The following is a 26,243-nucleotide window of genomic DNA, read 5'->3' on the forward strand; positions in this document are numbered from 1 at the left end:
ACCAAAAATGAAAAAACATATTTATATAATAGCAAATTTCCTTGCCATTTTTGCTTTGACATCATGCGAAAGTGAACTCAATCAAATTCCATTGTCGCAAGGGACTACAGAAAATTTTTATTCTACTGCAAACGACTTTATTCAAGCCAGAAACGCTACTTACTCATATGCTTTTCATGGTGCAAACGAGTACGGTTATGCAAACAGAATATTGAATTTAAGCGAAGTTAGATCCGATAACTTCTATGCCACAACGCAAGCATCCAGAAACTGGGAAGGAATCAATAACTTCACCACTGCTTTAAGTACTAATCCATTAATAAAAGAAGCTTACTTAAGCAATTACAACGCTATTTACAAAGCCAATCAATTATTAGAAAAACTGGAAAGTAATGGTACTGTAATCACTTCTGAAACAGACCGCACAACGATGAAAGCCGAAGCTAGTTTTTTAAGAGCATTTTGCTATTTTGATTTAATTCGTTGGTTTGGTAAAGTTCCTTTAATAAAAAATACTTTAACTGCGGAAGAAGTTGCAAAAATAGGACGAACTCCAATTACTGAAATTTACGACTTGATCTTGTCTGATTTACAATTTGCCGTAGACAATCTTCCACCTTCTTATGACCCTGCTAATTTTGGGAGAGTAACAAAATACGGAGCAAAAGGAATATTAGCACAGGTATATATGACTCGATCTTCTCCAAATTACGGTATCGATGGTGCCATGTTAGGACTGAACGAATGGAACAAAGCTTACCAACAACTGAATGACATCAAAACAAGCAATCTTTTTGTTTTTGATACTAATTACGCTAACATTTTTAAAACCGAAGGAGCTGCAAATAAAGAAAACGTATTAGTCATTCCTTATTCTCAAAACACCGGAAACGGAGTTGGGGGCAATTTCCAAATAGAATTAGGATACCAACCATACTTTGCTTCGTTAAATTTATCCGATCAAGGTTCTTTAGAATACAAACCTATCTCCACATCATTCTTAGCAATGTTTGACACAAATGACAGCCGAAGAGCAGTTACACTTGCTGAAAGCTATACCGTAGCATCAGGAACTTACAAAGGGACTTACACCTCTAATCCTTTAGTAAAAAAATATATCGATGCCTCAAGATATGGTAACGGAAGAACCGATTGGGGTGTTGACTTTATCGTAATCAGATACACCGATGTTTTACTGTTAATGGCCGAATGCACGCTTCATGGCGGTGGCGGAACACAAGCTGATGTTGATGATATTGTTAACGACATTAGAGAAAGAGGCGGACTATCCAGAGATGCAGTAAATGTAAACTTAGACCGATTATTTAACGAAAGAAGAATGGAATTTTTTGGAGAAGGAACCAGATGGTTTGATTTAATCAGATCAGGGAATGCAGTGACTATTATGAACAATTGGAAAACCTCAGAAGACACCTCTGGCAAACTTGGAACAATTGATAAAAATTCATTACTTTATCCATTACCACTTTCAGAATTTTTAGCAGCTCCAGGGTTATATACACAAAATCCGGGATATGACAACTAAATAAAAACATCTATTTAATATCAAAAGCGTTATGACTAAAAATCATAACGCTTTTTTTATAATTTAAAAATTATCACTAATAAAAACAAAAAAAGCTTCTCGATTGAGAAGCTTTCTGTGCGGATAATAGGACTCGAACCTACACGCCTTGCGGCACCAGATCCTAAGTCTGGCACGTCTACCAATTTCGCCATATCCGCGATTGTGGGTGCAAATATAAGGATAAGTTCCAATATTCAAAGTAAAAAATTAAAAAAATTTTCACTCTGTTTTTTGTATTTTTGAAAGTATCAAAAACAACCCATAATAAATGGAAAACATTAAAACCTATATTCAAGAAAACAAGAATCGATTTATAAACGAATTAATCGAATTACTCAAAATCCCTTCCGTAAGTGCCGACTCCGCTTACTCTCAAGATGTTATCGACACTTCCGAAGCTGTAAAAGCAAGTCTTGAAAAAGTAGGTTGCGACCGTGTTGAAATTTGCGAAACCGACGGTTACCCAATTGTTTACGGAGAAAAAATAATTGATCCCAATTTACCAACAGTCTTAGTTTACGGCCACTATGATGTACAGCCCCCTGACCCGATGGAGTTGTGGACTTCTCCTCCATTTGAACCCGTTATTAAAAAAACAGAAATTCATCCTGAAGGAGCCATTTTTGCCCGTGGTGCCTGTGATGACAAGGGACAAATGTACATGCACGTCAAGGCTGTGGAATACATGATTACCAACAGCTGTCTGCCTTGCAACGTCAAATTCATGATTGAAGGCGAAGAAGAAGTAGGCAGCGTGAACCTAAAAACTTTTGTTGAAAACAATACCGAAAAACTTAAAAACGATGTCATTCTGATTTCAGACACCGGAATGATTTCTAATCAGCAGCCATCCATAACCACCGGTTTACGTGGATTGAGTTATGTGGAAGTAGAAATTACAGGTCCTAACCGCGATTTACATTCCGGTTTATATGGAGGAGCCGTTGCCAATCCTATTAATATCCTGAGTAAAATGATCGCTTCCCTACACGATGAAAACAATCGTATTACGATTCCCGGATTTTATGACAAAGTAGAAGAATTATCGTTGGAAGAAAGAACCGAGATGGCCAAAGCACCGTTTGATATCGAAGATTACAAAAAAGCACTGGATCTGAACGATGTTTATGGCGAAGAAGGTTATGTTACTAACGAAAGAAACGCCATCCGACCTACCTTAGATGTCAACGGAATCTGGGGCGGTTACACTGGCCAGGGCGCTAAAACAGTGATTCCAAGCAAGGCTTTCGCTAAAATTTCGATGCGACTAGTTCCTAATCAGGACTGGGAGGAAATCACCGAATTGTTCACCAAGCATTTTACCAATATTGCTCCCGCAGCCGTTACGGTAAAAATAACTCCGCATCACGGCGGTCAGGGATATGTAACCCCTATTGACAGCATAGGGTACAAAGCCGCCAATATGGCGTACACCGAAACCTTTGGCATTCCTGCCATTCCGGTACGCTCCGGCGGAAGTATTCCTATTGTAGCCTTATTCGAAAAAGAACTCAAAAGCAAAACTATTCTAATGGGATTTGGTCTCGACAGCGATGCCATCCACTCGCCTAATGAGCATTTCGGGATTTTTAATTACCTAAAAGGGATTGAGACCATTCCGTTGTTTTATAAGTATTTTGTGGAGCTTTCGAAATAGTTTTACCGCAGAATGAGAGCTAAGCTTTTCAAAAAGTTCCCCAAGCTAAAAGAAACAAAATCCGTTTATCTTTTTTAAGACTAAACGGATTTTTTATTTCTTCGAAAAACATTTTATGTTGATTTATTTGTTAAAATTGCAATTCTTAAATCAATTAAAACTTCAACCATGAGAACAGGCAAACATCTCTTAAAAATCTTTTTTGTATTCACAATCTTGCTAAGTTCTAAGAACACAATTGCACAATCTGACGATGCAGACGATGCATTATACAGTACTACCGGAATAGAAGTAAAACCAACCTTCCCAGGCGGCATAAACGAATTCTACCAATTCATTGGTAAAAATTTCCAAACACCTAAAGTTGAAGGATTAAAAGGAAAAATATACATAACATTTGTTATAGAAAAAGATGGTTCAGTAATGGACATAAAAATTTTAAGAGACATTGGATATGGTACTGGTGAAGAAGCAGTACGAGTACTAAAAGAATGCCCAAAATGGAATCCTGGTATACAAAATGGAAAAGTAGTTAGAGTCTTATATTCCTTACCTATAAATATAAACACTGTAAAAGAACAATCAACTTCCGAACCTATTTACAGTAAAGCCGGTATCGAATCACCACCTAATTTTATTGGAGGCGAGAAAAAACTAAATGAATACGTTAAACAAAATTTCAAAGTACCAGCAGGCTGCCCTGAAGGCAAAATACCAGTCAGTTTTGTCGTTGAAAAAGACGGTGTTTTATCAGAAATCAAAATCTTAACTACTCTTTTTGGACATGACGCAGATGAAGAAGCCATTCGCGTTCTTAAAAACAGCCCTAAATGGAATCCCGGATTAAAAAACAATCAAGCAGTCAGAGTACTATATACTTTACTAATTTCTGTAAAAGGATCAACAACAACAACAACAACAATCTTTTAACAAACCAAATCCGTTCAGTAATGAGCGGATTTTATTTTTAGAAATTATTATCAACTATACTTATACCCCAAATAAGGCATCGGCTTTTCTTTGAAGTGAATACCATATTGTTCCAATTCCTTCAATACGGGTACGTAGACTTCTTTGCGAATGGGGATTTGAACTCCCGGAGTTTTTATTTTTCCGTTCAGGATTAATAAGGTTGCCATAGCAACGGGCAATCCAACAGTTTTGGCCATAGCAGTATAAGTCTGATCCTGACCGATGCAAACCATTTGGGAATCCATTTGGACTTTTTTGCTATTGAGTTCGTATCCAAATTTATGATACATCACAATCATGTCTTTGTCATTAGGCTCTAATGTCCAACTATCGCTGAGAATTTTCTCCAGAATATGGGCGGGAGTAGCATTCTTCAATCCGACTATTTTATTATCGTTGAACAAATCCAATTCCAGCAATTTGTCCCACATAATGTCGTCCTGATCAATTTTGAGTAATAATCGGGTTTTTATTTCCACTGAATCCGTGGGATGATACGGCAAAAAAGAATTCATAAACTGGCGGTAACTCATGTTTTCGGAATCTTCCATAACATAAGAATCATCAGTCATACCGAGTTGCACAAACATATTCCAGGCTTTGGAAAAGCCCACCTTACGAATCGTACCCCGATACAAAGTAAGAATATCTTCTAAACCGTAAATGCTTCGGTATTTTAAAGAATCCCTGTTGGAATAAGCTTCAAATTTCCCATAACCATCCACTTCTAAAAACTCCGTGCGACGAAACAAACTAGTGTACGGAATGTATTTATAGGTTCCCTCCTGAATAAATTTGGCCACACCACCCTGACCCGCCAGCACTACATTACGCGGCGCCCAGGTGAATTTGTAATTCCAAAGATTATTGTCGGATTCTGGCGCTACAAGTCCGCCACAAAAGGATTCAAACAATAACATTTTCCCGCCATTTTCCCTGATTTCGTCAATGCCTTTCATGGCACTCATGTGGTCAATTCCGGGATCTAAACCCATTTCGTTCATAAAAATAAGTCCGTTTTTTTTCACCTCAGCATCCAATTCCTGCATCGCATCACTGATATAAGAAGCCGTTACCAGATTTTTACTGAACAGCACACAGTCTTTTGCAATTTCAATATGCAAATGTGCCGGCAACATCGAAATCACAATATCCGACTTTTGAATAGCGGCTTTTCTTTGGGTTTCATTAAAAATATCCAGAGCAATTGCGGTAGCGTTAGGATGTTTATTGGTTTTCTTTTGTGCCAGTTCTAAGGATAAATCGGCTATCACAAGATGCAATTGCTCTTCCTGTGATTTATCCAAAAGATATTGAATCAGCGAAGAAGCCGACCTTCCGGCACCAATAATTAAAATAGTTCGCATAGCTGGAAAATATAATTCAAAATTAGGGAATAGTTTATCAGAAGACAAATAACATCACAAAATACAACCGCAGATTCGCAGATTTTGTCAACAAATTATTTTCCTAAAAATTAGTACAAATCTTTTTTCAAATCAAAAGAAATAAGATTATTAAATAATCTGCGAATCTGCGGTCAAAAAACAGAGCTAGTTTTCAAAATAAAAATTCACAAAACTTTAGCATAATACCAGCTAAACTATCCTCTGGAAAGCTTTCGGGTTCCTTCGTTTTCAAATACTTTTGTAAGGAACTTAAACAAATTAAAAATGGATAAAAAAACAATTTCAACAGCGGCTTTACTTGGAATGATTGCCATCATCTTAGGTGCCTTTGGTGCTCATGCACTAAAAAAAGTATTGAGTGTAGAACAATTAGCAACCTTTGAAACGGGAGTACGCTACCAGATGTATCATGCTTTATTTTTACTATTAATTGGAAACCTTGATAAGCTTTCTGAAAAAGCCAAAAACACCATTTATTATCTGGTGATTTCAGGAATATTGTTATTCTCCGGTTCAATCTATTTATTGGCAACCAATGAACTTACACCATTTTTGGACTTCAAAACTATTGGATTTGTAACACCTATTGGTGGACTGCTATTAATTAGTGCCTGGGCTGTTTTGTTCTATAATATCACAAAAAAGTCAGATAAAAATTAGGTATTCAAAAGTGGAACTCAAATTTATGTTTTATCTTTAATGTAGAAACCTAAGAACTACTAAACAAGCTTTCTTATGAATGATACACGCCCTTTTTCTTTAGAAAACATCGGAATTAAAAACGCCAACATACATTACCAGTTAAGTCCCGAAAAACTGCACGATTTGACGCTGCAACGCCGGGAAGGCACTGAAACATCCACCGGAGCTTTAGCCATCAATACGGGGAAATTTTCAGGTCGTTCACCTCAGGATCGTTTTATTGTCAAAGATGCCATTACTGAAAATGAAGTTTGGTGGAGTGATATCAATATTCCTTTTGAACCTGTAAAATTTGATGCGCTATATACCAAACTAACCGACTATTTATCCAATAAAGAACTCTTTGCCAGAGATACTTATGTGTGTGCCGACCCGAATTACCGATTAAATGTTCGCGTAATTACCGAAACACCCTGGGAAAATCTCTTTGCTTACAATATGTTTCTGAGACCAACGACAGAGGAATTGGCTAATTTTTCACCCGATTGGACTTTAATTTGTGCACCCAGTTTTCAAGCTGATCCTAAAACCGACGGAACCCGTCAGGGGAATTTTGCCATTTTAAATTTCACCCGAAAAACCATCATCATTGGCGGAACAGCTTATACAGGCGAAATGAAAAAAGGTGTTTTCTCGGCTTTGAATTTTATACTCCCTGTTTTTAAAAATACCTTATCGATGCATTGCAGTGCCAATGTGGGTAAAAATGGAGAGACAGCAATTTTCTTTGGCCTTTCGGGAACCGGAAAAACGACTCTTTCGGCCGACCCCAACCGAAAATTAATTGGCGACGACGAACACGGCTGGACCAGCGAAAATACCGTTTTTAATTTTGAAGGCGGCTGTTATGCTAAAGTAGTTAACTTAAGTGAAGAAAATGAACCCGATATTTTTAATGCAATAAAAAGAGGCGCATTGTTAGAAAATATTATTTTCAAAAAAGGCACTAATGAAGTAGATTATACCGATATTTCCATTACTCCAAATACACGGGTAAGCTATCCTATTGACCACATCCACAACATTCAACCGGGTTCTATTGGCAGCAATCCTAAAAATATCTTTTTCCTGACGGCAGATTCTTTTGGAATCCTGCCTCCTATTGCCCGATTAACTCCCGGTCAGGCGGCTTACCATTTCATTTCGGGTTATACCGCAAAAATTGCAGGTACTGAAGCCGGTATCAACGAACCTCAACCAAATTTCTCAGCTTGTTTTGGTGCGCCGTTTATGCCGTTACACCCAACCAGATACGCCGAAATGCTAAGCCAAAAAATGAAAGATGCCGATGTAAAAGTGTGGCTTATCAATACCGGATGGACTGGCGGCGCTTATGGCACCGGAAGCCGAATGAAATTAAAATACACCCGCGCCATGATTACAGCCGCTTTGAATGGCGAGTTAGATAATGCGAAGTATCAAAATCACAGTATTTTTAAAATGGCAATTCCTGAGAGTTGCCCTAATGTTCCCAGCGAAATTTTAAACCCCAGAAACACCTGGGAAGATCCAGAATTATATGACACTAAAGCAATTGAATTAGCTCAAAAATTCAAAGCTAATTTTATAAAATTTGAATCTTTTGCCAATGCCGAAATTATGGCCGGAGCTCCAGAAGTCTAAAATAACCCTTTTGATGAAATTATCGAAAATTAATTTTCTTTTTTGCTTGATTAAAAAGGAAGCAAAAAAATATTCATGCGTTCTTACTGTTTTTCGGTATTCATGAATCTTCGATTTCAAGTCTTACACTTCCTCGTCGGTCAAATTAGTTTTCGAATGCTAAAAGAAAAGAACTCGTCCCGAAATGTCGGGACTCAAACAGCTTTTCTTTTTACGCATTCTTCAAACATTTGACACTCGACTGCGGGAAGTTAAGGACACACGAAAAATTATCATCAAAAACGATAAAAGCTGTTCAAAAACGAATAGCTTTTTTTATCCCAAAAAAACATAACCAAATACATATCAATTATTTACACCAAAATTCATTTTTTGGTGTTAAATTTGTATTCGCTACTCTCTAAAAATGAACCAGTTAATCAATCAAAACAGCAATCATGTTAAAATCATTTTTTATACTCTGTTCCGGAGCCGACAAGAACCTTATCGAAGGCTGCTCTGAAGGGGAACAAACAAAATATGTAGGTATTGGCGCTACGGTTTTCTTTACCGCAATCATGGCTTTTTTAGCCAGTACTTATGCCCTGTTTACAGTATTTGACCGTATTTATCCCGCTATTGCTTTTGGTATCATTTGGGCGTTACTAATTTTCAATCTGGATCGTTTTATTGTATCTACCATTCGAAAAAGAGACCATTTCAGAAGTGAATTACTCCAAGCGAGCCCCCGATTTCTTTTAGCCGTTATTATTGCTATTGTTATTTCAAAACCTTTGGAAATTAAAATCTTCGAAAAGGAAATCAACACCGTTTTATTGAAAGAGAAAAACCAGATGGAACTGGCTAATAAAAACCAAATCAGCACCTATTTTAAAACAGATTTGGGAAAAAATAAAACAGAAATTGACAGTCTTAAATCGGAAATTACCAAAAAAGAGAAAGAAGTCAATACTTTATACGAAACCTATATTGCCGAAGCCGAAGGAACCAAAGGCACGATGAAACTGGGAAAAGGCCCTGTTTTTAAAGAAAAAATTGCCAAACATAATTTGGCTTCCGCCGAATTGGACACCATCAGAAAGATCAATCTGGCAAAAATTGCCGAAAAAGAAAGTCAGAACAAGCAACTCCAAGCCGATTTAGATAAAAAAGTAACCGAAACCCAGCCTATTATTGATGGTTTTGACGGACTTATGGCACGAATTAATGCGTTAAACAAATTGCCTTGGCTGCCTTCTTTTTTTATCATGTTATTGTTTCTCGCCATTGAAACTTCCCCGATTATTGCCAAACTATTATCTCCGAAAGGCGAGTATGATTTTAAACTGGAAGATTTAGAAACTGCATTAAAAGCCACATTGGAACAAGACAAATACCAACGAAGTTTGCTTGTAAAAACCAGTGCTGCTATGCATGATAAAGTATATCAAGATATTGCAGAAGACAAAAAATTATATGATTTACAACGAAAAAATACAACTGATTTACTGGAACTGCAATCCAATAATTTCTTAGAAAAACAGAAGAAGACTTTATAAAACACAAAACCCGATAACTGAAAAGTTTCGGGTTTCATGTTTTTTAGCTGAATACTTGTTTCATCATCAGTAAGTTAAGCTTTTTGTCGTCACTTCGAGTGATTTTAAACAATAATGCGGTAGCTTTATTATTTAAAATTGTATCGAGAAGTCTTGTTTAAACTAGAGTTCTCGATACTGGCTTACGATTTTCTATCGCAAATTGTAAGCCAACTCGAACAGACGTATCCTTAACTTAATGACATTGTTCGTGCGGCAGCGGGTGTTAGCGGTAGTCATTCCTTATTTAAATTCGTTGGTAGAATATACGTAATATGGTCTTTCGAACTCGTTCAGCACTGAATTTAAATAATTAATACAATTTAATTCAAAGTATTTTTCTAATTCTTCGGTCTTTAATTTTTTACAATTATCAATATCACTTTGCTTTATTCCGACAAATAACTTTCCCATAACTTCGATTTCAGTTATACTGTCAAGTTGAACAATAGTTAGGTTTTTAGACACTTCCTTAACTGTTGTTTTTGCAGTAATTATAGCGTTATATTCGGGTAAATCATAACAAAATGAAAATGATTTTTCATTCCTATTTTCTTCATAATTATGTCTAAAATCTGATTTTTTAAATATAGCATCCTTACTCAGAGAGATTTCGTATTTTTTATTTGATTTAATTTTTAGATTTATGCTTTCTCGCGGATTCGAATCGGCCACAAAAATGAACATACTTAGAATTCCTATTAGTGAATCTAAAATAATTTTTGGATTTTCTTTTTCAATAAGTTTTCTTTTGAAATATTGATATGAAAAAGGCAAAACTATTAGGGCAATTAAGTCAGTTTTGTCAACTGTTCTGTAAAAAGCAATATTTGAAAAAAATGAAATCCAGTCAATGAAAGGTTGAGATATTTCAAATTTCCAAAAAGTAAAAAATATCGCAGTTAGTAAATAAATTTTGTTTGCATTTTTTTCAAAAAATATTGAAATAAAATAAGGAAAAATGAAAAGACCTGAAAAGTCCGATAATTTGCCTGTTATAACATTTGGAAAAGAATATTTAAGATAAAAGTCATTAAGTATTAATATTAAAATGCCAATTAAGAATAAGTTCTTTTTTAGTAAATATAATTTTGGTGATTTTGTCATTTATTCTTCTGTTGTTTATGATTACCGCTAACTAGTTATAGATCTGACAAGCATCAGACTTTATTTTTTCAAACATACAAATAAATCTTACAAAAAAATAAAGCTTTTTTCAATTGCGTCTGGCTTTGGCCAGATAATTATAATTTACAAAACAAAAAGGCTTTAGCCAAATCCTTATTTAGATTTTGGCTAAAGCCTTTTGGTAATTGTAATTTTAAAATGGCTTAAAAGCCATTTCTATTGATTTTTATACAAGCGGATATCCTCTTTTGTTTGCTTTATGCTACCAATCTATTCTATTTTACTAAAAAACTAGTGTTAAACACTAATACTATTGGTTCTTTACACCAATACTATTAGTGTAAAGAACCAATAGAGTAGGTACGAACTAGGTAGTTTTAAAAGCAACAAAAAAAACGCCTCTTTTATTGCTAAAAGAGGCGATTGTAGATTTGGCTAAAGCCTTTTCCTGTAAAGTCTTTTTCTTGATCTTGTAGATATTTAAATTATAGAAACAGACCTACAAGGTTTTAAAAACCTTGCAGGAGTTCAAAAGATAAAACAACTTACTTTTTAGCCTGATCGATCACAAGGATTAAAAAATTTCAAACAACACAAAAAATAATCTGTGCTAATCTGTATAATCTGCGTTTAAAAACTAATTCACTTCTTAGCTTTATCAATTAGCTGCTGAATACTATCCCAACTGTAATAATGAAAAGTTCTGCCGTTACTCATCGCTACAAAAAGTCCGTTTTTATAGTTCCCGCCTAAGTTTACACTGGTCACATCGGCTCCATCGCATTCTATGGTCGAAGTTGGAATTTCGGCTAATAATGGATATTCATTCGGGTTGCCCTTGGATCCTTCTCTTGGATAGACCATAAAGGTATTGGCTTGCTGATTGGAAACTAAGATATAACCTTCTGTCGCTGATTTTTTGTAAATCGCAATTCCTTCGTTATCGGCTTTAAAATCTTTTTGACCAAAAAGTGCTAATTCATTATCATTTTTAGTCTCCGGATCAGCCACATATTTTCTGATTCCGAATTGCTCATCGCAATAATAAACCGTTCCTGATTCGTTATCTACCACAATGGCTTCAATTTCTTTTTTACCGCTGTAGTTTCCAAATTTACGTACCACTGTTGCACCCGCTTTTCCGTTTCCGGCATCGGTCAATTCGTATTGCCATAAGTAACTTCCGGAAGTACCTTCTTTTCTGCCTACCACAGCAAAAATTTTCTTGTCACTTGAACGGGTGTACAATGCAATTCCCATGGGAGCACGTAGTTCTTCGCCTTCAAAAACGGGAATTCCGCCATTGTCTATTGGTTCTAAATCAGGCAGACTAAAAATACGAATACTGTTTGTTTCACGCTCCGTTGTTACAGCAACGTCAACTTTTTTTCCGTTTATTATTAATCCATAAGCAATATCAACATTATTAGGTCTTTGTAAGGGAATGGATTTTTTTAAAATTTTTCCCTGCAAATCAAACGCATACAATCCGCCATCAGAATCTTTGTCTGTTCCTACAATGATACTTTTTGTAGCGTCATTTGGATTGATCCAGATAGAAGGATCATCGGTATCATGTGGTAAAGCTTGTGTAACGGTTACTGGTTTTAAAGCATCTTTTCGAACAGGCGCTAAAGAACTTCCACAGGAATTTAATGTCAATGCTGCTGTTACAGCTACAATGGTATGTATAGTTTTCATTTTATTTCTTTTAAACGAAAAAGTGACAGGAAAAATTACCCTGTCAACTTTATCTCAGATTATTTATTTGTTATCCGTTGGGTATAATTAGTTTTTGATGATAATTTTTCGTCAGTTCGAGTGATTTTCTCCCGAAGCCTCGGGAAGAAAATCGTATCGAGAACAAGAAAAATTTCATTAAAAACGGTTCTCAAACTGACGTTTTTAATAATTACATCCAATGTGTTATTTGTTTCTAAAAGTCAAATTTTAAACCAAAGTTAAAACGTGCCTGATAGTATTCTACTTGTTTGGTGTTAGATTCAATTCCCTGATAATAACGCAATGGTTGGTTTGTTAAATTATTCGCTTCGGCAAAAAGACGAATGTTTGGCGTGATTTTGTAAGCCGCATTAGCATCTAAGAAAAATTGTTTGTCATAATAGCTGTCCTGATAGCTATCTGCACCTAATTCATCTAAATAATCGGCCGCAAAATTCGTAGAAACTCTGGCAGAAAAACGTTTATTTTCCCAAGACAAGGAACCGTTAAACATGTGAGGTGCAGTACCTGGAAGACTTACATTATCTCTTTCGTTTCCATCTTCATCAGCTATTCCCTTCGCTTTCGATTTGGTATAAGTATAATTTAAATAGATTCCGAAACCTTTTAAGAATTTACCAGGTAAGAAATCCAACTGACGTTGTAAAGCGACTTCAAATCCGTAAACGTCTACACTTTTTCCGTTTCTCGATTGTACAAATGACCAATTTTCACCTGTTGGAATTGGGTTAACCTGATTAGGAAAATCAGCAGCAAACTTAGCTGTTGTATATTGGTTGTCACTGTAATTATAGATAAAATCATTTAATCTTTTGTAGAAAACACCTCCTGAAATCAAACCAACAGATTTGAAATAATTCTCAGCCATAAAATCATAATTATACGAATAAGTAACATCCAAATCCGGATTTCCGGCAGTAATTTCTTTATCCGAAGCAATATTGTTTACATAAGGTGCTAAGGCATAATAATTAGGTCTTGCCAAAGCAGTTGTTGCTGCCGCCCTTAAAACCAAATTGTCAGTAGCATTGTATTGCAATGAGATACTTGGCAAAACATTCGTATAGGTATTTTTTGTACTGATTTCTCCTTCTAATTCTTCTTCGTCTAAAACGCGATTTCCGGTGTAATCGATGCGTGTAGTTTCTGAACGGAAACCCAAAACCATCGATAATTTATCATTAAAATCCTGATCCCATCTTACATAAACGGCATAGATTTTTTCTTTGGCTTTATAATTCACCGCTAAATATTCGGCTGAATCAGCTTCTTTGTCAAATAAGGTTGGATTGTTCAAATCCAAATTCCCTAAGAAGTTAGCCGAAGCAAAAGTTCCCGGCACATATTTGTCTCCCGGATTAAATCCTTTTCCATCAAAAAAACTCGTTGGAACATCTGACAATAAAGCCATATCATCGTTAACCGGTTCAAAAGTATAGAAAATATTGTTTCTCATTTTTTCTTTCATACGCAACCTAAGACCAGTTCTTAACCTTCCTTTTTCAGTTGGAATAATAGTAAAAGGAATACGAATATTTACTTTAGCACCAAATTCACTTTCTGAAGTATCATCGGTATTTTCAGTAACCGAATCAAATTTTAATTCATCTAATGACTCACCGGCTGAAGTTACCAAAGGAAATTTGTTTTCTGAAAAATCCTGAAAAATATCCAGTCCTTTTTGACGGTACTCGATATAACGCTCTCCCGGACGGTATTCTCTGGCTTTCGAATAATTAGCTGACCAATCTAAATCTAATTTGGAATTAATTAAATGTTCTCCACGAAGGGAATAATTTTGAACACGCTGATCTTCTAATCTTCTTCCTTTGTTTCGGTTATTATCTACTCCACCTTTAGTCTGACGCTTTACACGACCTTCAAAGCCAATAATATCTTCCCCATCATAAATAGCTTCGATATCATCATAAGTAGTTCTGAAACGATTTTCTCTATCATCTCTCCAATTGTAAATCGCATTGGCAAAAATGGTATTGTTTGCATCAAATTTATAGTCCAAAGCAACCGAAGCACTACGACGAATACGTTGTACATCATACTTTCTGATTTCGGCAGCCTGTAAAAACTCGTTTCCAAATTCGTCTTTTGTCCATTCGTTTTCTACATTATCCGAACCATAATCCACATTATTATAGGAACCACTTACCACAGCTCCGAATTTATCATTGAAAAAACGATTTCCATATACAAATCCGGCAGTGTAAGAAGCTTTATCACGAACAGGCAAATAACCTCCTGCTAGCGTAGCAGAAATTCTTTCGCCATTTGGAGTAGCTCTGGTAATTAAATTTACTGAACCTCCAATCGCATCGGCATCCATATCAGAAGTCAGCGTTTTATTGACTTCGATAGTCGAAATCATATCCGACGGAATTAGATCCATTTGTACATTACGGTTATCTCCTTCAGCCGATGGAATTCGGTCTCCGTTTAAAGTCACCGAATTTAATGAAGGCGCCAAACCTCTGATAATAATATTTCTGGCTTCCCCCTGATCATTTTGCATCGTAACACCCGGAACGCGCTTTAAAGCATCTCCGATATTCGCATCCGGAAAACGTCCTACCTGATCAGATGAAATTACGTTACTGATATTTTTATTGTGTTTTTGCTGGCTTAAAGCTTTGGCCTGACCTTTTAAAACATCACCAACCACTACTTCGTTCAATTCGGTTCCCGAAGTATGTAGATTAAAATTCACCACAGTGTTTTTTCCGGCTACCACCGTCACATTATTTTTTGCCGGCGAATATCCAATGTATCGGATTTCAATTTCGTAAGAACCCGCAGCTACGTTTAAAAATTCGTACCGTCCGTTTCCATCCGAAATGGTATATTTATTTTGTCCTGCAATCTGAATCATCGCTCCGGGTAAAGGAAATTTATCCGCAGCGTCTAAAATTTTTCCTGAAACAACCCCTTTTTGTGCAAACGTTGTTAAAGTCAGCAAAAAAAGAAATACAACTAAATAATTTTTTCTCATCGTTTAAATTTTTAATGAGGCAAAATTATATATCAATAGTTAACTTAAATTCTGAAAAAAATTAAGCTATTGTTACGATTCACAACTGTAAGATTTTTATTGTTTACAATAAAATAACATTTCGTCACCAACCAAAAATTGATTTTGAAGTAAAAATTAAATCATGCAACAATCTAAAGAAAGGAAATCTAAATAAAGGAGATCAAAAAAATCAAAACACAAAAGATAAATTTTTGTTCCAAGATTAATTTTCCTGAAACTGGCTGGAGTAAAACCATAGAACGATTTAAAAGCTGCCGAAAAATGCGACACATCTTTATAACCGCATTTATAGGCAATTTCACCAACATTAGACCTTTCATTTTTAAATAAAACTTTAGCATATTCCATCCGGAGTTGGGTTACATAACTTTTTACAGTCGTTTTAAAACAAGCTTTGAAACCTTTTTTTAATTTAAACTCATTGAGAGATATCAGTCTGGAAAGCTCCGGAAGTGAAGGCGCATTAGTAAAATTTTCTTCTAAAATTAATTTGGCTTTCAAAAGTTTGTTTAAATCTTCCTCATCTACTTCCTTATTTCTTTCTGGCTTATGCAGTAATGAATCCAATTGAAAAAGAAGAAGCTCTTTAATTTTGGTTTCCAAATACATTTTTTTAATTGAACCTTCAAATTTGCAATTTCTTATTTCGTGAATGACCCACTGAATCCCCGAATTAAAAGGAAGATATTCAGGTGTTAAATACCCTGTTTTCTTTTGAGTAATATTTTCAGAAAAATTTTTATGAAGCATCCTGTCTTCATTAATTAATTTAAAATAAAAATGTGGCGACAAAACAACAGCAAAACAATTAATTTCTTCCAAAGCAGGAATTTTAAATGTGCCGTTAAAATTTTCAGCATATAGAATATTATGAGTATTTTCTATAGAAAGAGGCTCCCTTTCCAATGGTTCAACATGAGTTTCTAAATTACTCGAACAAACAAAATTCATCACTATGGATTCCCCGGTAATTTGAGTTAAAATAGTTTTCGGCTTTGAAAAATACATTTGACTATCCAAAATTAAAATTCCATCCGCACGCTGATTACTGACCATAATTTCATCATGTTCCCCATTATTTACAACAATTTTTTCTTCTGCAAGAGAACTCTTCGAATTATAATAATCCTCCGTTTCTATAGAAATAAATGCTTGCTGCTGCCCTAAAATTGTAGATGTTAGTTTCAAAATATAATCCGCTTTTACAAAGTAATAATCCGTTTTAGCCTATTCTATTCTTGTATTCCAATAGTATTTTTGCGACAAATTTATTTATATTAAATCTAATTAAGAATAATTTTCTAAGAAAAAACACAAAATTTTTAAAATGACACCTCACCAACTTTATATGCTGTTGTTTCTTTTACTATCGATTTCAGCCTTTTCACAACAGGATGAAACAGCCGAAAAAGTAAGCGACCCCGCTAAAATTCAGCCTGCAGAAAATAAAGGAAAAACAACAAAAAAGACTGAAGACTTAAAAACCGTAAGCATTAAAGGAAAATCAAAAAAACAAAAAGCAGAAACTTCGGGTTTTGCAGTGGCTATTATAGAAACGAAAGAAGCTTCTCTGAGAAACCTTACCACTAATGAATTGTTAGACCGATCAGTTGGGGTTCGTGTTAGACAAAATGGCGGAATCGGATCTAATGTAGAGTACAATCTCAACGGTATGTCTGGAAGCACTATTGGAATTTTTATAGATGGAATTGAAGCTTCTACTTTCGGTCAGTCTTTCAACCTCAACAACATTCCTCCATCCATGATTGAGCGAATCGAAGTTTATAAAGGAATTTTGCCTTCACATTTAACTGGTGATTATGTTGGTGGTGCAATTAATGTAGTCTTGAAAAAAAATGTATCCAAAAATACTGTATCTGCGGCTGTCTCTTACGGTTCTTTCAACACTTTTCAAGCCGATTTAGGGACAAGCTACCGCGATAAAAAAACAGGACTTTCCTTCAGAGGATCAGGTTTTTATACCTATACCGACAATAGTTATACAACTTGGGGAAATTCAACTACTTATGTTAATGAATTGGGACAAATAACCAAACCGTATAAGGCCAAACGATTTAATAATACTTATAAATCTGTGGGAGGTCGTATTGAAGTTGGCTTTACCGATACCAAATGGGCAGATCAGTTTTTCATTGGTTACAATGGATCAAGTAACTATACCGAAATACCTCATGGAATTACTATGGCAGTTCCATATGTAGGCCGATTTAATGAAACAGAAGCCCATGTCTTATTGCTCAATTATAGCAAGAAAAATTTCCTGATAAAAAATTTAGCATTAAATATTAATACTGTGCGAAGCGAACGCAGTACCTACTTACAGGACACCGTTAGTTATGCCTACAACTGGGATGGTACAATAAGAGAAATCATTGAATTTGGAGAAAAAGTTCCACTACGAACAGGAGGAGGACAACAAGGCCCAAAAATCATGACCAATACAGATAGAAAAATTACCAATTCCCGTTCTAATTTGGGATATATGATTACTCCAGAGCATCGTTTATCGCTAAATCATAAATATGAGGCAACAACTAGAAAGGATAAAGATTTACTCAATCCGGCATCGCAAGATTTAGCCACTAAAAGTTTAGTCACTAAACATATCCTATCGATGAATTATGAGGCTGAAAGCTTTGACCGAAAACTACGAACAAATATTTTAGGAAAGTACACAACCAATCGCAACAATCAAACAAAATCAGAAATTGTAACCGTGGATGGTGTCAACTCGATTGTAAAAAAAGACACCATCACTTCTAACCATAATTTTGGATATGGTGCTACTGCTTCTTTCAATATAATTTCAGCTCTATTCATTATTACTTCCACAGAGAACTCTTACATTATGCCCACAGAAATGCAATTGTATGGAGCTCCTGAAAATAATATTCTGCCTAATCTTGGATTAGAACCTGAGAAAAACATTAACTACAATCTGGGTTTCCGCTACGGTGCATTAGACTTTGACAAGCACAGAGTCTCTTTTTATGCCAACGCTTTTTGGAGAAATGGCTATAAAAAAATCACGCAACAAGCGGTAGATGTAACTGAAATTGAGGAAGAATCGGATGCGGATATCCAAACAACCCGATACGTCAATTTGGGAAGAACTCAAGCCCGAGGTATCGAAGCCGAAATTATTTACATCTACAGCAACCGATTTAATGCAGCTTTCAATTTTTCCCAATTCAATAATGTTTTCAAACAAAAATTTGACAATAATGGTAATCCTCACACCTTTTATGGACAACAGGTAGTAAACGAACCTTATTTTACCTTTAATGCTAATTTTCAGTACCGATTTAATAACATTTTCCAAAAAAAATCTATCCTAAACGCCTATTACAATACCGGATATGTCAAAGAATATTATACCGTTTGGGGACAACCTGACTGGTCAAAGACTCCAAGCCAATTTACCCATGATTTGGGATTTAGTTACCGTTTCCCTTCTAAAAAACTAGTCGCAAGTATAGATGTAAAAAACCTGACAAATGCAGAAGTTTACGATAATTTCAGAATACAAAAACCCGGCAGAAGCATCTACTTCAAATTAAATTACACTTTTAATAATTTTTTATAATCAAATAATAAGTAACATGAAAAAAAATCTATTTAGAATAGTATTATTTAGTACCATTACAGCATTTACATTAGGAAGCTGTAGTAATGATGACAATAACGATTCCGGAGACAATTCCGGAAATGACGGTACACGCTGGATTACATTAACGGGCTCTTTCCCTGATGCCAATGGTACTGCTGGTAATGGAGGTACTCGTGCCTATGCCATTACTCCGGAAAATGCCGCCAATCCAAACTATGAAGTTGATTTATTTAAAATGAACGGAGCCGAATATGTAGAAGGTTTTGCTTTAAAATCAAGTCGTACTGCGCGTGTACAAGCCTCTGCTGATGGTAAATTTTTATACAACATTCAATACACCGGAACAGAAGGCGGCGTGTTCAACAAATATAGTGTTTCGGGTGCCGGAAAATTTGAAGAAGTAGGTTATGAATTGAATACTGCAGTAATTTTAGGCACTTCCCCACGCTGGGTTAAAGCAGCTGAAGGTATTGGTGTAGGTGTATCTTTTGGAGATGCCTTAGATCCTTATACTGGAACTGCGCCTAATTATGTTTACCGCCATCCAAAAGGAATCATAAAAATTGCCAATATTGACCTAAATAACACCGCTATCACAAATACAGGATCCATTAATGTGGATTTAGGAACAGAATTAGAATCAGAAGGATACCATGTGTGGAGAGCTGACGTTCCGGTTTTAAATCAAGCTAAAGACAAACTTTACATTGGTTTAGGAATCAGAAGACATGATATCAATGGTACAGTAACTACAAATGCAACATCCGGTGCTATTAATGGCTGGGCAAGGACTAACGAAAGAGACTTAGGAACAGTAACTTATGTGGTAGATTATCCTTCTTTAAGAAATCCTAAAATTATTACTTCTGAAAACACCATGACAGATAATCTTGGCTACCGTACTATGACGCAATATGTAGGTACTGATGGTCATATATACCAAGCCACTGCTACTTCTGGTCCGGATATCTTACGCATCAGTAAAACAACTAATGATTATGATCAAACCTACCACTTTAATCTTAACACAGCCTTAGGAATTACCGGTACAAGTATTAAAGCCTGGAGATATGTTAAAGATGGTGTAGCTGTAGTGATATATACAACTACAAGCGCAGCAGGTGGATATATTGCTTTGATTAATCTAAATGATAAAACAGCTGTTAAATTGGCCACAGACATTGAAACTGATGCCGCATTATCAACCACTTTAGGTCAATTCCAAAACATAGGCCTTGTAGGAGACAATATCTACGTTCCATTAACTCCTGCCGGAAAAGACGGTAACATTTATATTGTAAACACAAAAACTAAGGAAATCAAAAAAGGAGCTAAATTAAAGGCTGCTTCCGGAAGTTTCTATCTTGGTGCTTACTAAAACGATACTACTATTTTAAAAGAACAGTAGCTGGATTGGGGAAACAGCTGCTTAATTAGTAAACAAATCGAAATTATTTTTAGATACAATCTATTTCTAATTTCTCCCTATTCATTTACCATAACACTAGACCCCAACAAATTCAAAACTTGTTGGGGTTTTAAAATTTATATCTAAAAAACATTTAAAACTACATCAAACTCAAAATTTCTTTCTTCAAGGCATCATATTCACCTTGCAAAATCAATCCGTTATCTAACAGCTTTTTATAGTTCTGTAATTTTTCAAATAATTCGTCCTGAGACAATCCGGCTAAACCGCTTTCTTTGGCAGCTGGAATTGGATTATGAAATTCCTCTTTTTCCATTGTAAAATCAGGAACTGATGCTGGAATGATTTCAGCAAAATTGCTTACTTCTTCTGTTTCCATTTCTTCTATTTCTTCGGTAAGTGCTTCCGGTGCAGCCACATTGGAATTATTGTTATTCTTTAAAAGATCCAATTGTTCTTTGGCAAACGTATAAATCTTTCTGGCCTGAATCTTTGGAATATAATCTATAGAAACAGTCATATCGGTTTTGGTTGAAAAAGAAAATTCTGAACCCAGAATATTTTCTTTAACAAAAGTACCTTCAATCTGATCCCAGGTATAATCGGTAAAATCCATCGAAAGTCCTAAATTTTTAGGCTGACAAATAATAATTCGTTTATTAGTCAAAACAATACTGTCGGGAAAAACAGTAATTGCTGGTTTTTTTTGCACTCCGATATAGCCTATTTCTTCATTTTTCATCAATAAATCATTCAGTTTAGAAGTGATTTTTTCAATGGCTTTCGGATCTTGTTCCTCGTTTAAAAATTTTTTAATTTGATCTTTCATGAGTTCCTCATTTATCTGGACACGGATTAAATAGTATTTTTTCTGTTACAAAAGTAAGCGCTAATTTCCTAAATAGAAGTTAATTATTGCTGTTTTTATAACTTTTGCTTTGGAACAAAAGTACACAAAAAAGCCTTAGTTGTTCCTGCGATACAACCAAGGCTTTTTACAAAATGAATTATGAAAATAAATTAAATAAGTCCTTTTCTTTTTTTCTCCAAATAACCATAATACGTCAGGTTATTTGGCACTTCTTCTTTAGGGAAAAAGTAGCTGGCAATCCAGCCCACACAAAACAATACAATATGGCTGTAAACTCCTAACATGTATTTATGCTGGGTATAATTGAAATCTCCCATATCCAGAATAAGGTGTTTGGCCTCTCCGGTTCCTATTTTAGTAGAAGTCAGCAACGCAAAACCGGTAAACAAAATACAGGCAACAATCCCCACATTCAAACCTTTTCTGTTGGCTCTGTTGACAAAAAGTCCTAACAATAACATTCCGGCAATTCCACCTGAGAAAATAGCGTACAACATAAACACAGTTGACAAAATTCCTTCATCTTCTCCATAATACACATAAACGCTGGCTACTAAAATTGCGGCTAAACCTGCTGCAACTACTAAGATTTTCCCCATTCTAAGATGTTGTAAACCGGAAGCTCCCGGTTTTAATCTTTTGTAATAATCATCAACACCTACTGCGGCCAAACAATTCAAATCGGCATCCAGACTCGAAATTGCCGCTGCAATCAATGCCGACAAAATTAAACCAATCAGTCCCGGAGGCAATTGAGTGGTAATGAAATAAGGGAAAACGGCATCAGAAGCAATTCCTTCCGGTAAATGCAATTGCGGATTCAACGCATAAAAAGAAAACAAAGCCGTTCCAATAAACATAAAAACGGTCCAAACCGGCACAGTAATCGCAATCCCTAAAACCGAAGCTTTAATCGCATCTTTATCAGTTTTAGCGGTAAGATAACGTTGTACAATCGTTTGATCTGCTCCATATTTTTGAATAGCATAAAAAATACCATTGATTACCATTACCCAAAAAGTAAGGTTAACAAAGTCAAAATCATAAGGTCCGAAACCTATTTTGTCGTGATCAACAGCATAATTTACTATTGCTCCAAGACCTCCATCGGTTTTAAACAGAATAACTGCGATAGCCAGAATTCCTCCTAAAATCAGTAAAAATCCCTGAATCACATCCAGCCAGATTACGGCTTCCATTCCACCAAAAAGAGTGATAAAAATAATGGCAATACCAATAATCCAAATAACGGTTAAAGCATCAACTCCGGTCATCGATGATAAAGCCAAAGCCAAAAGAAATAATACCGAACCCATTTTAGAAAAATGGGCAAAAATAAAGCCTAAAGAACCATAAACCCGAGCCAGATAGCCAAATCGTTTTTCGAAATATTCATAAGCACTCAAACCAATAACATTGCGATATAATGGCACAATAAAACGGATGGAAAAAAGCAAAACAACAGGAACCATAAATCCCTGAACCAGCAAAATCCAGTTGGATTTATAACCTTCACCCGGATAAGCCAAAAAAGTCACACTACTGATTAAAGTGGCAAAAATAGACATTCCTACTGCCCAGGCCGGAATACTGCCTCCGGCTGCAAAATATTGCTCTGTATTGGTATTCTTTTTAGAGAACTTGACTCCCACCCAAAAGGTCAATACCAAAGACAAAACAATAATTAAATAATCGATAAAATGTAACGAGGCTCCACTCATAATTTAAATAAAATTAAAATTTCCAGACAGATTCATTCCACTGATAACTTCCTGGTTTTAGGGTTAAATGCATTTCTTTTTTTTCTTCTATTTTCATTCTGATTACCCCCTGAGCAAATTCCTGCTCCGGGTAAAACTTTTTGTATTCCAAATGTTCAATAATAGCATAAGCTGTTGCACCACCTTCTATCAATAATTCATCCAAATTTACTTTTTCAAGCACTTTTTTCACCACTGTGGCAAATATTTCCTTTATGCGGCAGGAAAGTTCTTCCGTTTCCTTGCATTCCAAAGTATCAACAGCAATAATTACCTTGTCTTTTTGTTCAATTGCAGCTGTGACAGCATCAATCCACTGCGTAATATTCTCTTCAAAATTATCCGCACACAAAATAGATTTCGGCATGTACAATACACTTCCTCCGGTTTCTTTTACTTGGCGGACTACTTCTCTGCTTGGCAAATGATTGCTTCCGCAAACGTACAATGCTTTTTTACCAAAAGAGAATTCCTTTTTCAAAGTTGACTCTTCCTTTTTAAGCGTTCTTAAAATAGCATTAAAAAAACTCGCTCCACCGGCAGGCAGCATCGTATCATCAATAATTTTGGCCCAGCCCATCAAATCTTCATTTGTTGGCGTATTTCCAATAATGAATCCTTCTTTCGGTATTTTTTGTCCCAAGGAAACCGAGAAAGCCTGGTCTCTGTATTCGTCTCCAATCATATCCAAGACATTGGAAGTTGCCCTTCTTTCAAACTCATCTCCGGAAAAATCAGATTCCATCAGAGGAATTTTATTCAAATAATAAATTCCGTCCACAATCGTGCGGTTCATTGCCGGATTAGCCGGAACTAACAGCACTTTTTTCTTTCCGGAAACCGTTAACTGTACCTCAAGCTCCTCCCCGATTTTGCCTCTCAACAAAGAATCGGTTTTTTTATAAATAAAATCGGGCTTCAATTTAAGCAATTCTTCCGTTACTTCCCTGATTTGTTTTTGAGCCTCAACTGTACACAAAGACCTCGTATTTGTTGCAATTACCAAAATATCACAGTCGTAATTTGCGTTTACACTAGTATCTATGGTAACGCTGTAACCATTGCGCAAGGCAATTCCGCCTACTTCGGCAGCCCCTGTAAAATCATCTGAAATAACCGCTATCATCTTCCTACTGCTTGTCTTTTTTATTTTTATGTAATCTTGCTGCGTATTCAACAGCAAGCACCATGGCATCCGGACTGGCAATACCTCTTCCGGCAATTTCCATAGCCGTACCGTGATCTACAGAAGTTCGAATAATAGGAAGCCCTAAAGTAATATTTACACCTCTAACGCTTTTCATTTGTCCTTTGGACTGATCCCAATTAAACCCAACGGCTTTAAACGGAATATGTCCCTGATCGTGGTACATAGCCACACAACCATCATAAACACCTCCAATAGCTTTTGGAAACAAAGTATCGGCAGGAATTGGACCTTCTACATTATAGCCTTTTGCTAAAGCTTCATTGACTGCCGGAATAATTTCCTGCTCTTCTTCCCAACCAAAAAGTCCTCCGTCACTGGCATGCGGATTCAATCCGGCTACGCCGATTTTAGGATTTTGAACACCCAGTTTTTTACAGGCATCATTGATAAGGTAAATAGTATCTAATATTCGGTCTTTTTTAACCAAATCACAAGCCTGTCTTAAGGAAACGTGCGTAGAAACGTGAATTACTCTTAAATTCTCCTCAACCAATAACATTCCGTATTTCTTGGTATTGGTATAATGTGCATAAATTTCGGTGTGTCCGGCAAAAATATGTCCCGCTTTTTGAATGGACTCTTTGTTGATTGGACCTGTTACCGTTCCGTCAATTTCTCCGGCTAAGGCCAATTCGATATTTTTAACCACTGTTCTAAAAGCTACATCTCCGGCTTCGGCAGTGATTTCGCCCATTTTTAAATCGGCAATATTCATATAATTCAAATCAAAAACATCAGCGGTTCCTTTTTCAAATTTAGCATCCGCAATTTTTGAAATACGATTTACTTTTAAATCCAAACCACAAAAAGCAATAGCCTGCTCAAAAACATCTGCTTCTCCCACCAAAACAGGATTACAGACTTCATATACTTTTGGATCTAACAAAGCTTTTACAGCTACTTCAGGTCCTATACTGGCGGGATCTCCCATAGTTATCCCTAATATTGGCTTTCTATTCTCCATTATTCAATACTGTTTATGCTTTTTAAATCGTTTCCGTAATTTTTAATTTTTTCCAATGCTGTTTTTTCATCTGCTTCACTCACAGCAATCATTGGCAATAAAACGGCTTTAGTACAAAGCTTATAATTTGCCAATAAAAATTTCAGAATAGGAATAGCATTGCATAAAATTTGGTTTTCCTGATAAATTTTAGAAATCGCATCACTTTTTTCCTGAGCTTTTTGAGCCGCTGTATTATTTCCGGCCAAAACACTTTCATAAATTGTGCTGTACAATTGCGGTGTTAAATTTCCGGTACTCGGCACTAATCCGTCTGCACCCAGCAACATTCCTTCATAGGATTTTGCCGCCCAACCCAACAGATAAGCGAAATCCTCACGGTCTTTCCACAGTCCGATGGCTTTTGCCATACGTTCTTCGCCTCTTTCCGATTCTTTATAGCCAACAATGTTTGGATGTTTACTCAACTCATCAGCAGTTTCTAAATCAATTGACATGTTAGTAGTCATTGGCATATTATAAATAATCAATGGCAATACGACTGCCGAAGCCAATTGATTAAAATAATTCAAAATATGATTTTGACTCAACGGATAATAAAACGGCACATGAGCCACTAAAACATCCACTCCTAAATCGGTATACATTTTAGCCTGATCCACCGATTCCTGAAAACAGTTCCCAGAAATTCCGGCATAAACCACCCCTTTTCCTTTAGCAACTTCAACGGTTTTTTTGACCAAAGCAATTTTGCTTTCCAAAGAAATCGAGCTGGATTCGCCCGTAGTTCCTAACACAAAAGGATGGCATCCTCCTTCGATTAAATGATTAACCAAAACACCAGCCGCATCCAAATCGATACTCAAATCGGCACGCAATGGCGTAACCATTGGTACCACAACTCCATTATATTTTTTAATTTTCTTCATTTTA

At 35.8% G+C, this 26,243-nt stretch carries 18 protein-coding genes, 1 tRNA gene and 1 pseudogene; 9 read left to right on the top strand and 11 right to left on the bottom strand.

Features of this window, described 5'->3' with window-relative positions:
- Positions 1-7 precede the first annotated feature (7 nt).
- Positions 8-1,546 (top strand): RagB/SusD family nutrient uptake outer membrane protein, encoded by a 1,539-nt coding sequence (locus tag H599_RS0101070; protein ID WP_026712421.1) that lies wholly within the window; start codon positions 8-10, stop codon positions 1,544-1,546.
- A 118-nt stretch (positions 1,547-1,664) separates the two neighbouring features.
- On the opposite strand, the gene H599_RS0101075 is transcribed toward H599_RS0101070, so the two are convergent.
- Positions 1,665-1,746 (bottom strand) — tRNA-Leu (locus tag H599_RS0101075).
- A 110-nt stretch (positions 1,747-1,856) separates the two neighbouring features.
- On the opposite strand from H599_RS0101075, the gene H599_RS0101080 reads away from it, so the two are divergent.
- From H599_RS0101080 to H599_RS21450, 3 genes and pseudogenes are all read left to right on the top strand, one after another.
- The gene (locus tag H599_RS0101080) at positions 1,857-3,245 is read left to right on the top strand and encodes a dipeptidase (RefSeq protein WP_026712422.1); all 1,389 of its coding nucleotides are present in this window, start codon (positions 1,857-1,859) and stop codon (positions 3,243-3,245) included.
- A gap of 270 nt (positions 3,246-3,515) precedes the next feature.
- Positions 3,516-3,821: pseudogene (locus H599_RS21445) on the top strand (energy transducer TonB); the annotation flags it as partial.
- A gap of 135 nt (positions 3,822-3,956) precedes the next feature.
- A complete protein-coding gene (locus tag H599_RS21450) occupies positions 3,957-4,175 on the top strand; it encodes an energy transducer TonB (protein WP_449403920.1) in 219 nt (72 codons plus the stop codon).
- Positions 4,176-4,225: 50 nt separating this feature from the next.
- On the opposite strand, the gene H599_RS0101095 is transcribed toward H599_RS21450, so the two are convergent.
- Positions 4,226-5,584, bottom strand: a complete 1,359-nt coding sequence (locus tag H599_RS0101095; protein ID WP_026712423.1) for a saccharopine dehydrogenase family protein — start codon at positions 5,582-5,584, stop codon at positions 4,226-4,228.
- A gap of 306 nt (positions 5,585-5,890) precedes the next feature.
- On the opposite strand from H599_RS0101095, the gene H599_RS0101100 reads away from it, so the two are divergent.
- From H599_RS0101100 to H599_RS0101110, 3 genes are all read left to right on the top strand, one after another.
- Positions 5,891-6,286, top strand: a complete 396-nt coding sequence (locus H599_RS0101100) for a DUF423 domain-containing protein (protein WP_026712424.1) — start codon at positions 5,891-5,893, stop codon at positions 6,284-6,286.
- Positions 6,287-6,361: 75 nt separating this feature from the next.
- Entirely contained in the window at positions 6,362-7,951 is a 1,590-nt protein-coding gene (pckA, locus tag H599_RS0101105) for a phosphoenolpyruvate carboxykinase (ATP) (RefSeq protein WP_026712425.1), read from the top strand.
- 437 nt (positions 7,952-8,388) lie between these two features.
- Positions 8,389-9,489, top strand: coding sequence for a DUF4407 domain-containing protein (locus H599_RS0101110; protein WP_026712426.1), 1,101 nt, complete (start codon positions 8,389-8,391; stop codon positions 9,487-9,489).
- Positions 9,490-9,771: 282 nt separating this feature from the next.
- Here the strand turns inward: H599_RS0101110 and H599_RS0101115 are convergent, their stop codons facing one another.
- From H599_RS0101115 to H599_RS18990, 4 genes are all read right to left on the bottom strand, one after another.
- Positions 9,772-10,635 carry a hypothetical protein gene (locus H599_RS0101115; protein ID WP_026712427.1) on the bottom strand — a complete coding sequence of 288 codons (864 nt, stop codon included), beginning with the start codon at positions 10,633-10,635 and terminating at the stop codon, positions 9,772-9,774.
- 663 nt (positions 10,636-11,298) lie between these two features.
- Positions 11,299-12,357 carry a phytase gene (locus H599_RS0101120; protein WP_026712428.1) on the bottom strand — a complete coding sequence of 353 codons (1,059 nt, stop codon included), beginning with the start codon at positions 12,355-12,357 and terminating at the stop codon, positions 11,299-11,301.
- Positions 12,358-12,592: 235 nt separating this feature from the next.
- Positions 12,593-15,403 carry a TonB-dependent receptor gene (locus tag H599_RS0101125; protein ID WP_026712429.1) on the bottom strand — a complete coding sequence of 937 codons (2,811 nt, stop codon included), beginning with the start codon at positions 15,401-15,403 and terminating at the stop codon, positions 12,593-12,595.
- Between the two features lie 156 nt (positions 15,404-15,559).
- Positions 15,560-16,633: a helix-turn-helix domain-containing protein gene (locus H599_RS18990; protein ID WP_051590592.1), complete on the bottom strand. Its 1,074-nt coding sequence runs from the start codon at positions 16,631-16,633 to the stop codon at positions 15,560-15,562.
- A gap of 139 nt (positions 16,634-16,772) precedes the next feature.
- On the opposite strand from H599_RS18990, the gene H599_RS18995 reads away from it, so the two are divergent.
- Together H599_RS18995 and H599_RS0101140 are read left to right on the top strand one after the other, a co-directional pair.
- Positions 16,773-19,052, top strand: coding sequence for a TonB-dependent receptor plug domain-containing protein (locus H599_RS18995; RefSeq protein WP_081810475.1), 2,280 nt, complete (start codon positions 16,773-16,775; stop codon positions 19,050-19,052).
- 16 nt (positions 19,053-19,068) lie between these two features.
- Complete coding sequence (locus H599_RS0101140) at positions 19,069-20,454, top strand: hypothetical protein (RefSeq protein WP_026712430.1); 1,386 nt, start codon at positions 19,069-19,071, stop codon at positions 20,452-20,454.
- Between the two features lie 190 nt (positions 20,455-20,644).
- On the opposite strand, the gene H599_RS0101145 is transcribed toward H599_RS0101140, so the two are convergent.
- From H599_RS0101145 to H599_RS0101165, 5 genes are all read right to left on the bottom strand, one after another.
- Positions 20,645-21,334: a PH domain-containing protein gene (locus H599_RS0101145; RefSeq protein ID WP_026712431.1), complete on the bottom strand. Its 690-nt coding sequence runs from the start codon at positions 21,332-21,334 to the stop codon at positions 20,645-20,647.
- A gap of 191 nt (positions 21,335-21,525) precedes the next feature.
- Entirely contained in the window at positions 21,526-23,097 is a 1,572-nt protein-coding gene (locus H599_RS0101150) for a sodium:solute symporter (protein ID WP_026712432.1), read from the bottom strand.
- A 13-nt stretch (positions 23,098-23,110) separates the two neighbouring features.
- A complete protein-coding gene (locus H599_RS0101155) occupies positions 23,111-24,262 on the bottom strand; it encodes a four-carbon acid sugar kinase family protein (RefSeq protein WP_026712433.1) in 1,152 nt (383 codons plus the stop codon).
- Positions 24,263-24,266: 4 nt separating this feature from the next.
- Entirely contained in the window at positions 24,267-25,310 is a 1,044-nt protein-coding gene (gene pdxA, locus H599_RS0101160; RefSeq protein WP_026712434.1) for a 4-hydroxythreonine-4-phosphate dehydrogenase PdxA, read from the bottom strand.
- Positions 25,310-26,239 (bottom strand): dihydrodipicolinate synthase family protein, encoded by a 930-nt coding sequence (locus H599_RS0101165; protein WP_026712435.1) that lies wholly within the window; start codon positions 26,237-26,239, stop codon positions 25,310-25,312. The genes pdxA and H599_RS0101165 overlap by 1 nt, the downstream gene beginning before the upstream one ends.
- Positions 26,240-26,243: the final 4 nt, after the last annotated feature.

The organism is Flavobacterium daejeonense DSM 17708, assembly GCF_000425425.1.
Lineage (GTDB): Bacteria > Bacteroidota > Bacteroidia > Flavobacteriales > Flavobacteriaceae > Flavobacterium > Flavobacterium daejeonense.

Coding starts and splice junctions, on each gene's coding strand:
- H599_RS0101125 (WP_026712429.1), bottom strand. CDS start 15,403: ATGAGAAAAAATTATTTAGTTGTATTTCTTTTTTTGCTGACTTTAACA.
- pckA (WP_026712425.1), top strand. CDS start 6,362: ATGAATGATACACGCCCTTTTTCTTTAGAAAACATCGGAATTAAAAAC.
- H599_RS0101150 (WP_026712432.1), bottom strand. CDS start 23,097: ATGAGTGGAGCCTCGTTACATTTTATCGATTATTTAATTATTGTTTTG.
- H599_RS0101155 (WP_026712433.1), bottom strand. CDS start 24,262: ATGATAGCGGTTATTTCAGATGATTTTACAGGGGCTGCCGAAGTAGGC.
- H599_RS18995 (WP_081810475.1), top strand. CDS start 16,773: ATGACACCTCACCAACTTTATATGCTGTTGTTTCTTTTACTATCGATT.
- H599_RS0101120 (WP_026712428.1), bottom strand. CDS start 12,357: ATGAAAACTATACATACCATTGTAGCTGTAACAGCAGCATTGACATTA.
- H599_RS0101165 (WP_026712435.1), bottom strand. CDS start 26,239: ATGAAGAAAATTAAAAAATATAATGGAGTTGTGGTACCAATGGTTACG.
- H599_RS0101080 (WP_026712422.1), top strand. CDS start 1,857: ATGGAAAACATTAAAACCTATATTCAAGAAAACAAGAATCGATTTATA.
- H599_RS0101070 (WP_026712421.1), top strand. CDS start 8: ATGAAAAAACATATTTATATAATAGCAAATTTCCTTGCCATTTTTGCT.
- H599_RS0101110 (WP_026712426.1), top strand. CDS start 8,389: ATGTTAAAATCATTTTTTATACTCTGTTCCGGAGCCGACAAGAACCTT.
- H599_RS0101100 (WP_026712424.1), top strand. CDS start 5,891: ATGGATAAAAAAACAATTTCAACAGCGGCTTTACTTGGAATGATTGCC.
- H599_RS0101145 (WP_026712431.1), bottom strand. CDS start 21,334: ATGAAAGATCAAATTAAAAAATTTTTAAACGAGGAACAAGATCCGAAA.
- H599_RS0101140 (WP_026712430.1), top strand. CDS start 19,069: ATGAAAAAAAATCTATTTAGAATAGTATTATTTAGTACCATTACAGCA.
- pdxA (WP_026712434.1), bottom strand. CDS start 25,310: ATGGAGAATAGAAAGCCAATATTAGGGATAACTATGGGAGATCCCGCC.
- H599_RS0101115 (WP_026712427.1), bottom strand. CDS start 10,635: ATGACAAAATCACCAAAATTATATTTACTAAAAAAGAACTTATTCTTA.
- H599_RS0101095 (WP_026712423.1), bottom strand. CDS start 5,584: ATGCGAACTATTTTAATTATTGGTGCCGGAAGGTCGGCTTCTTCGCTG.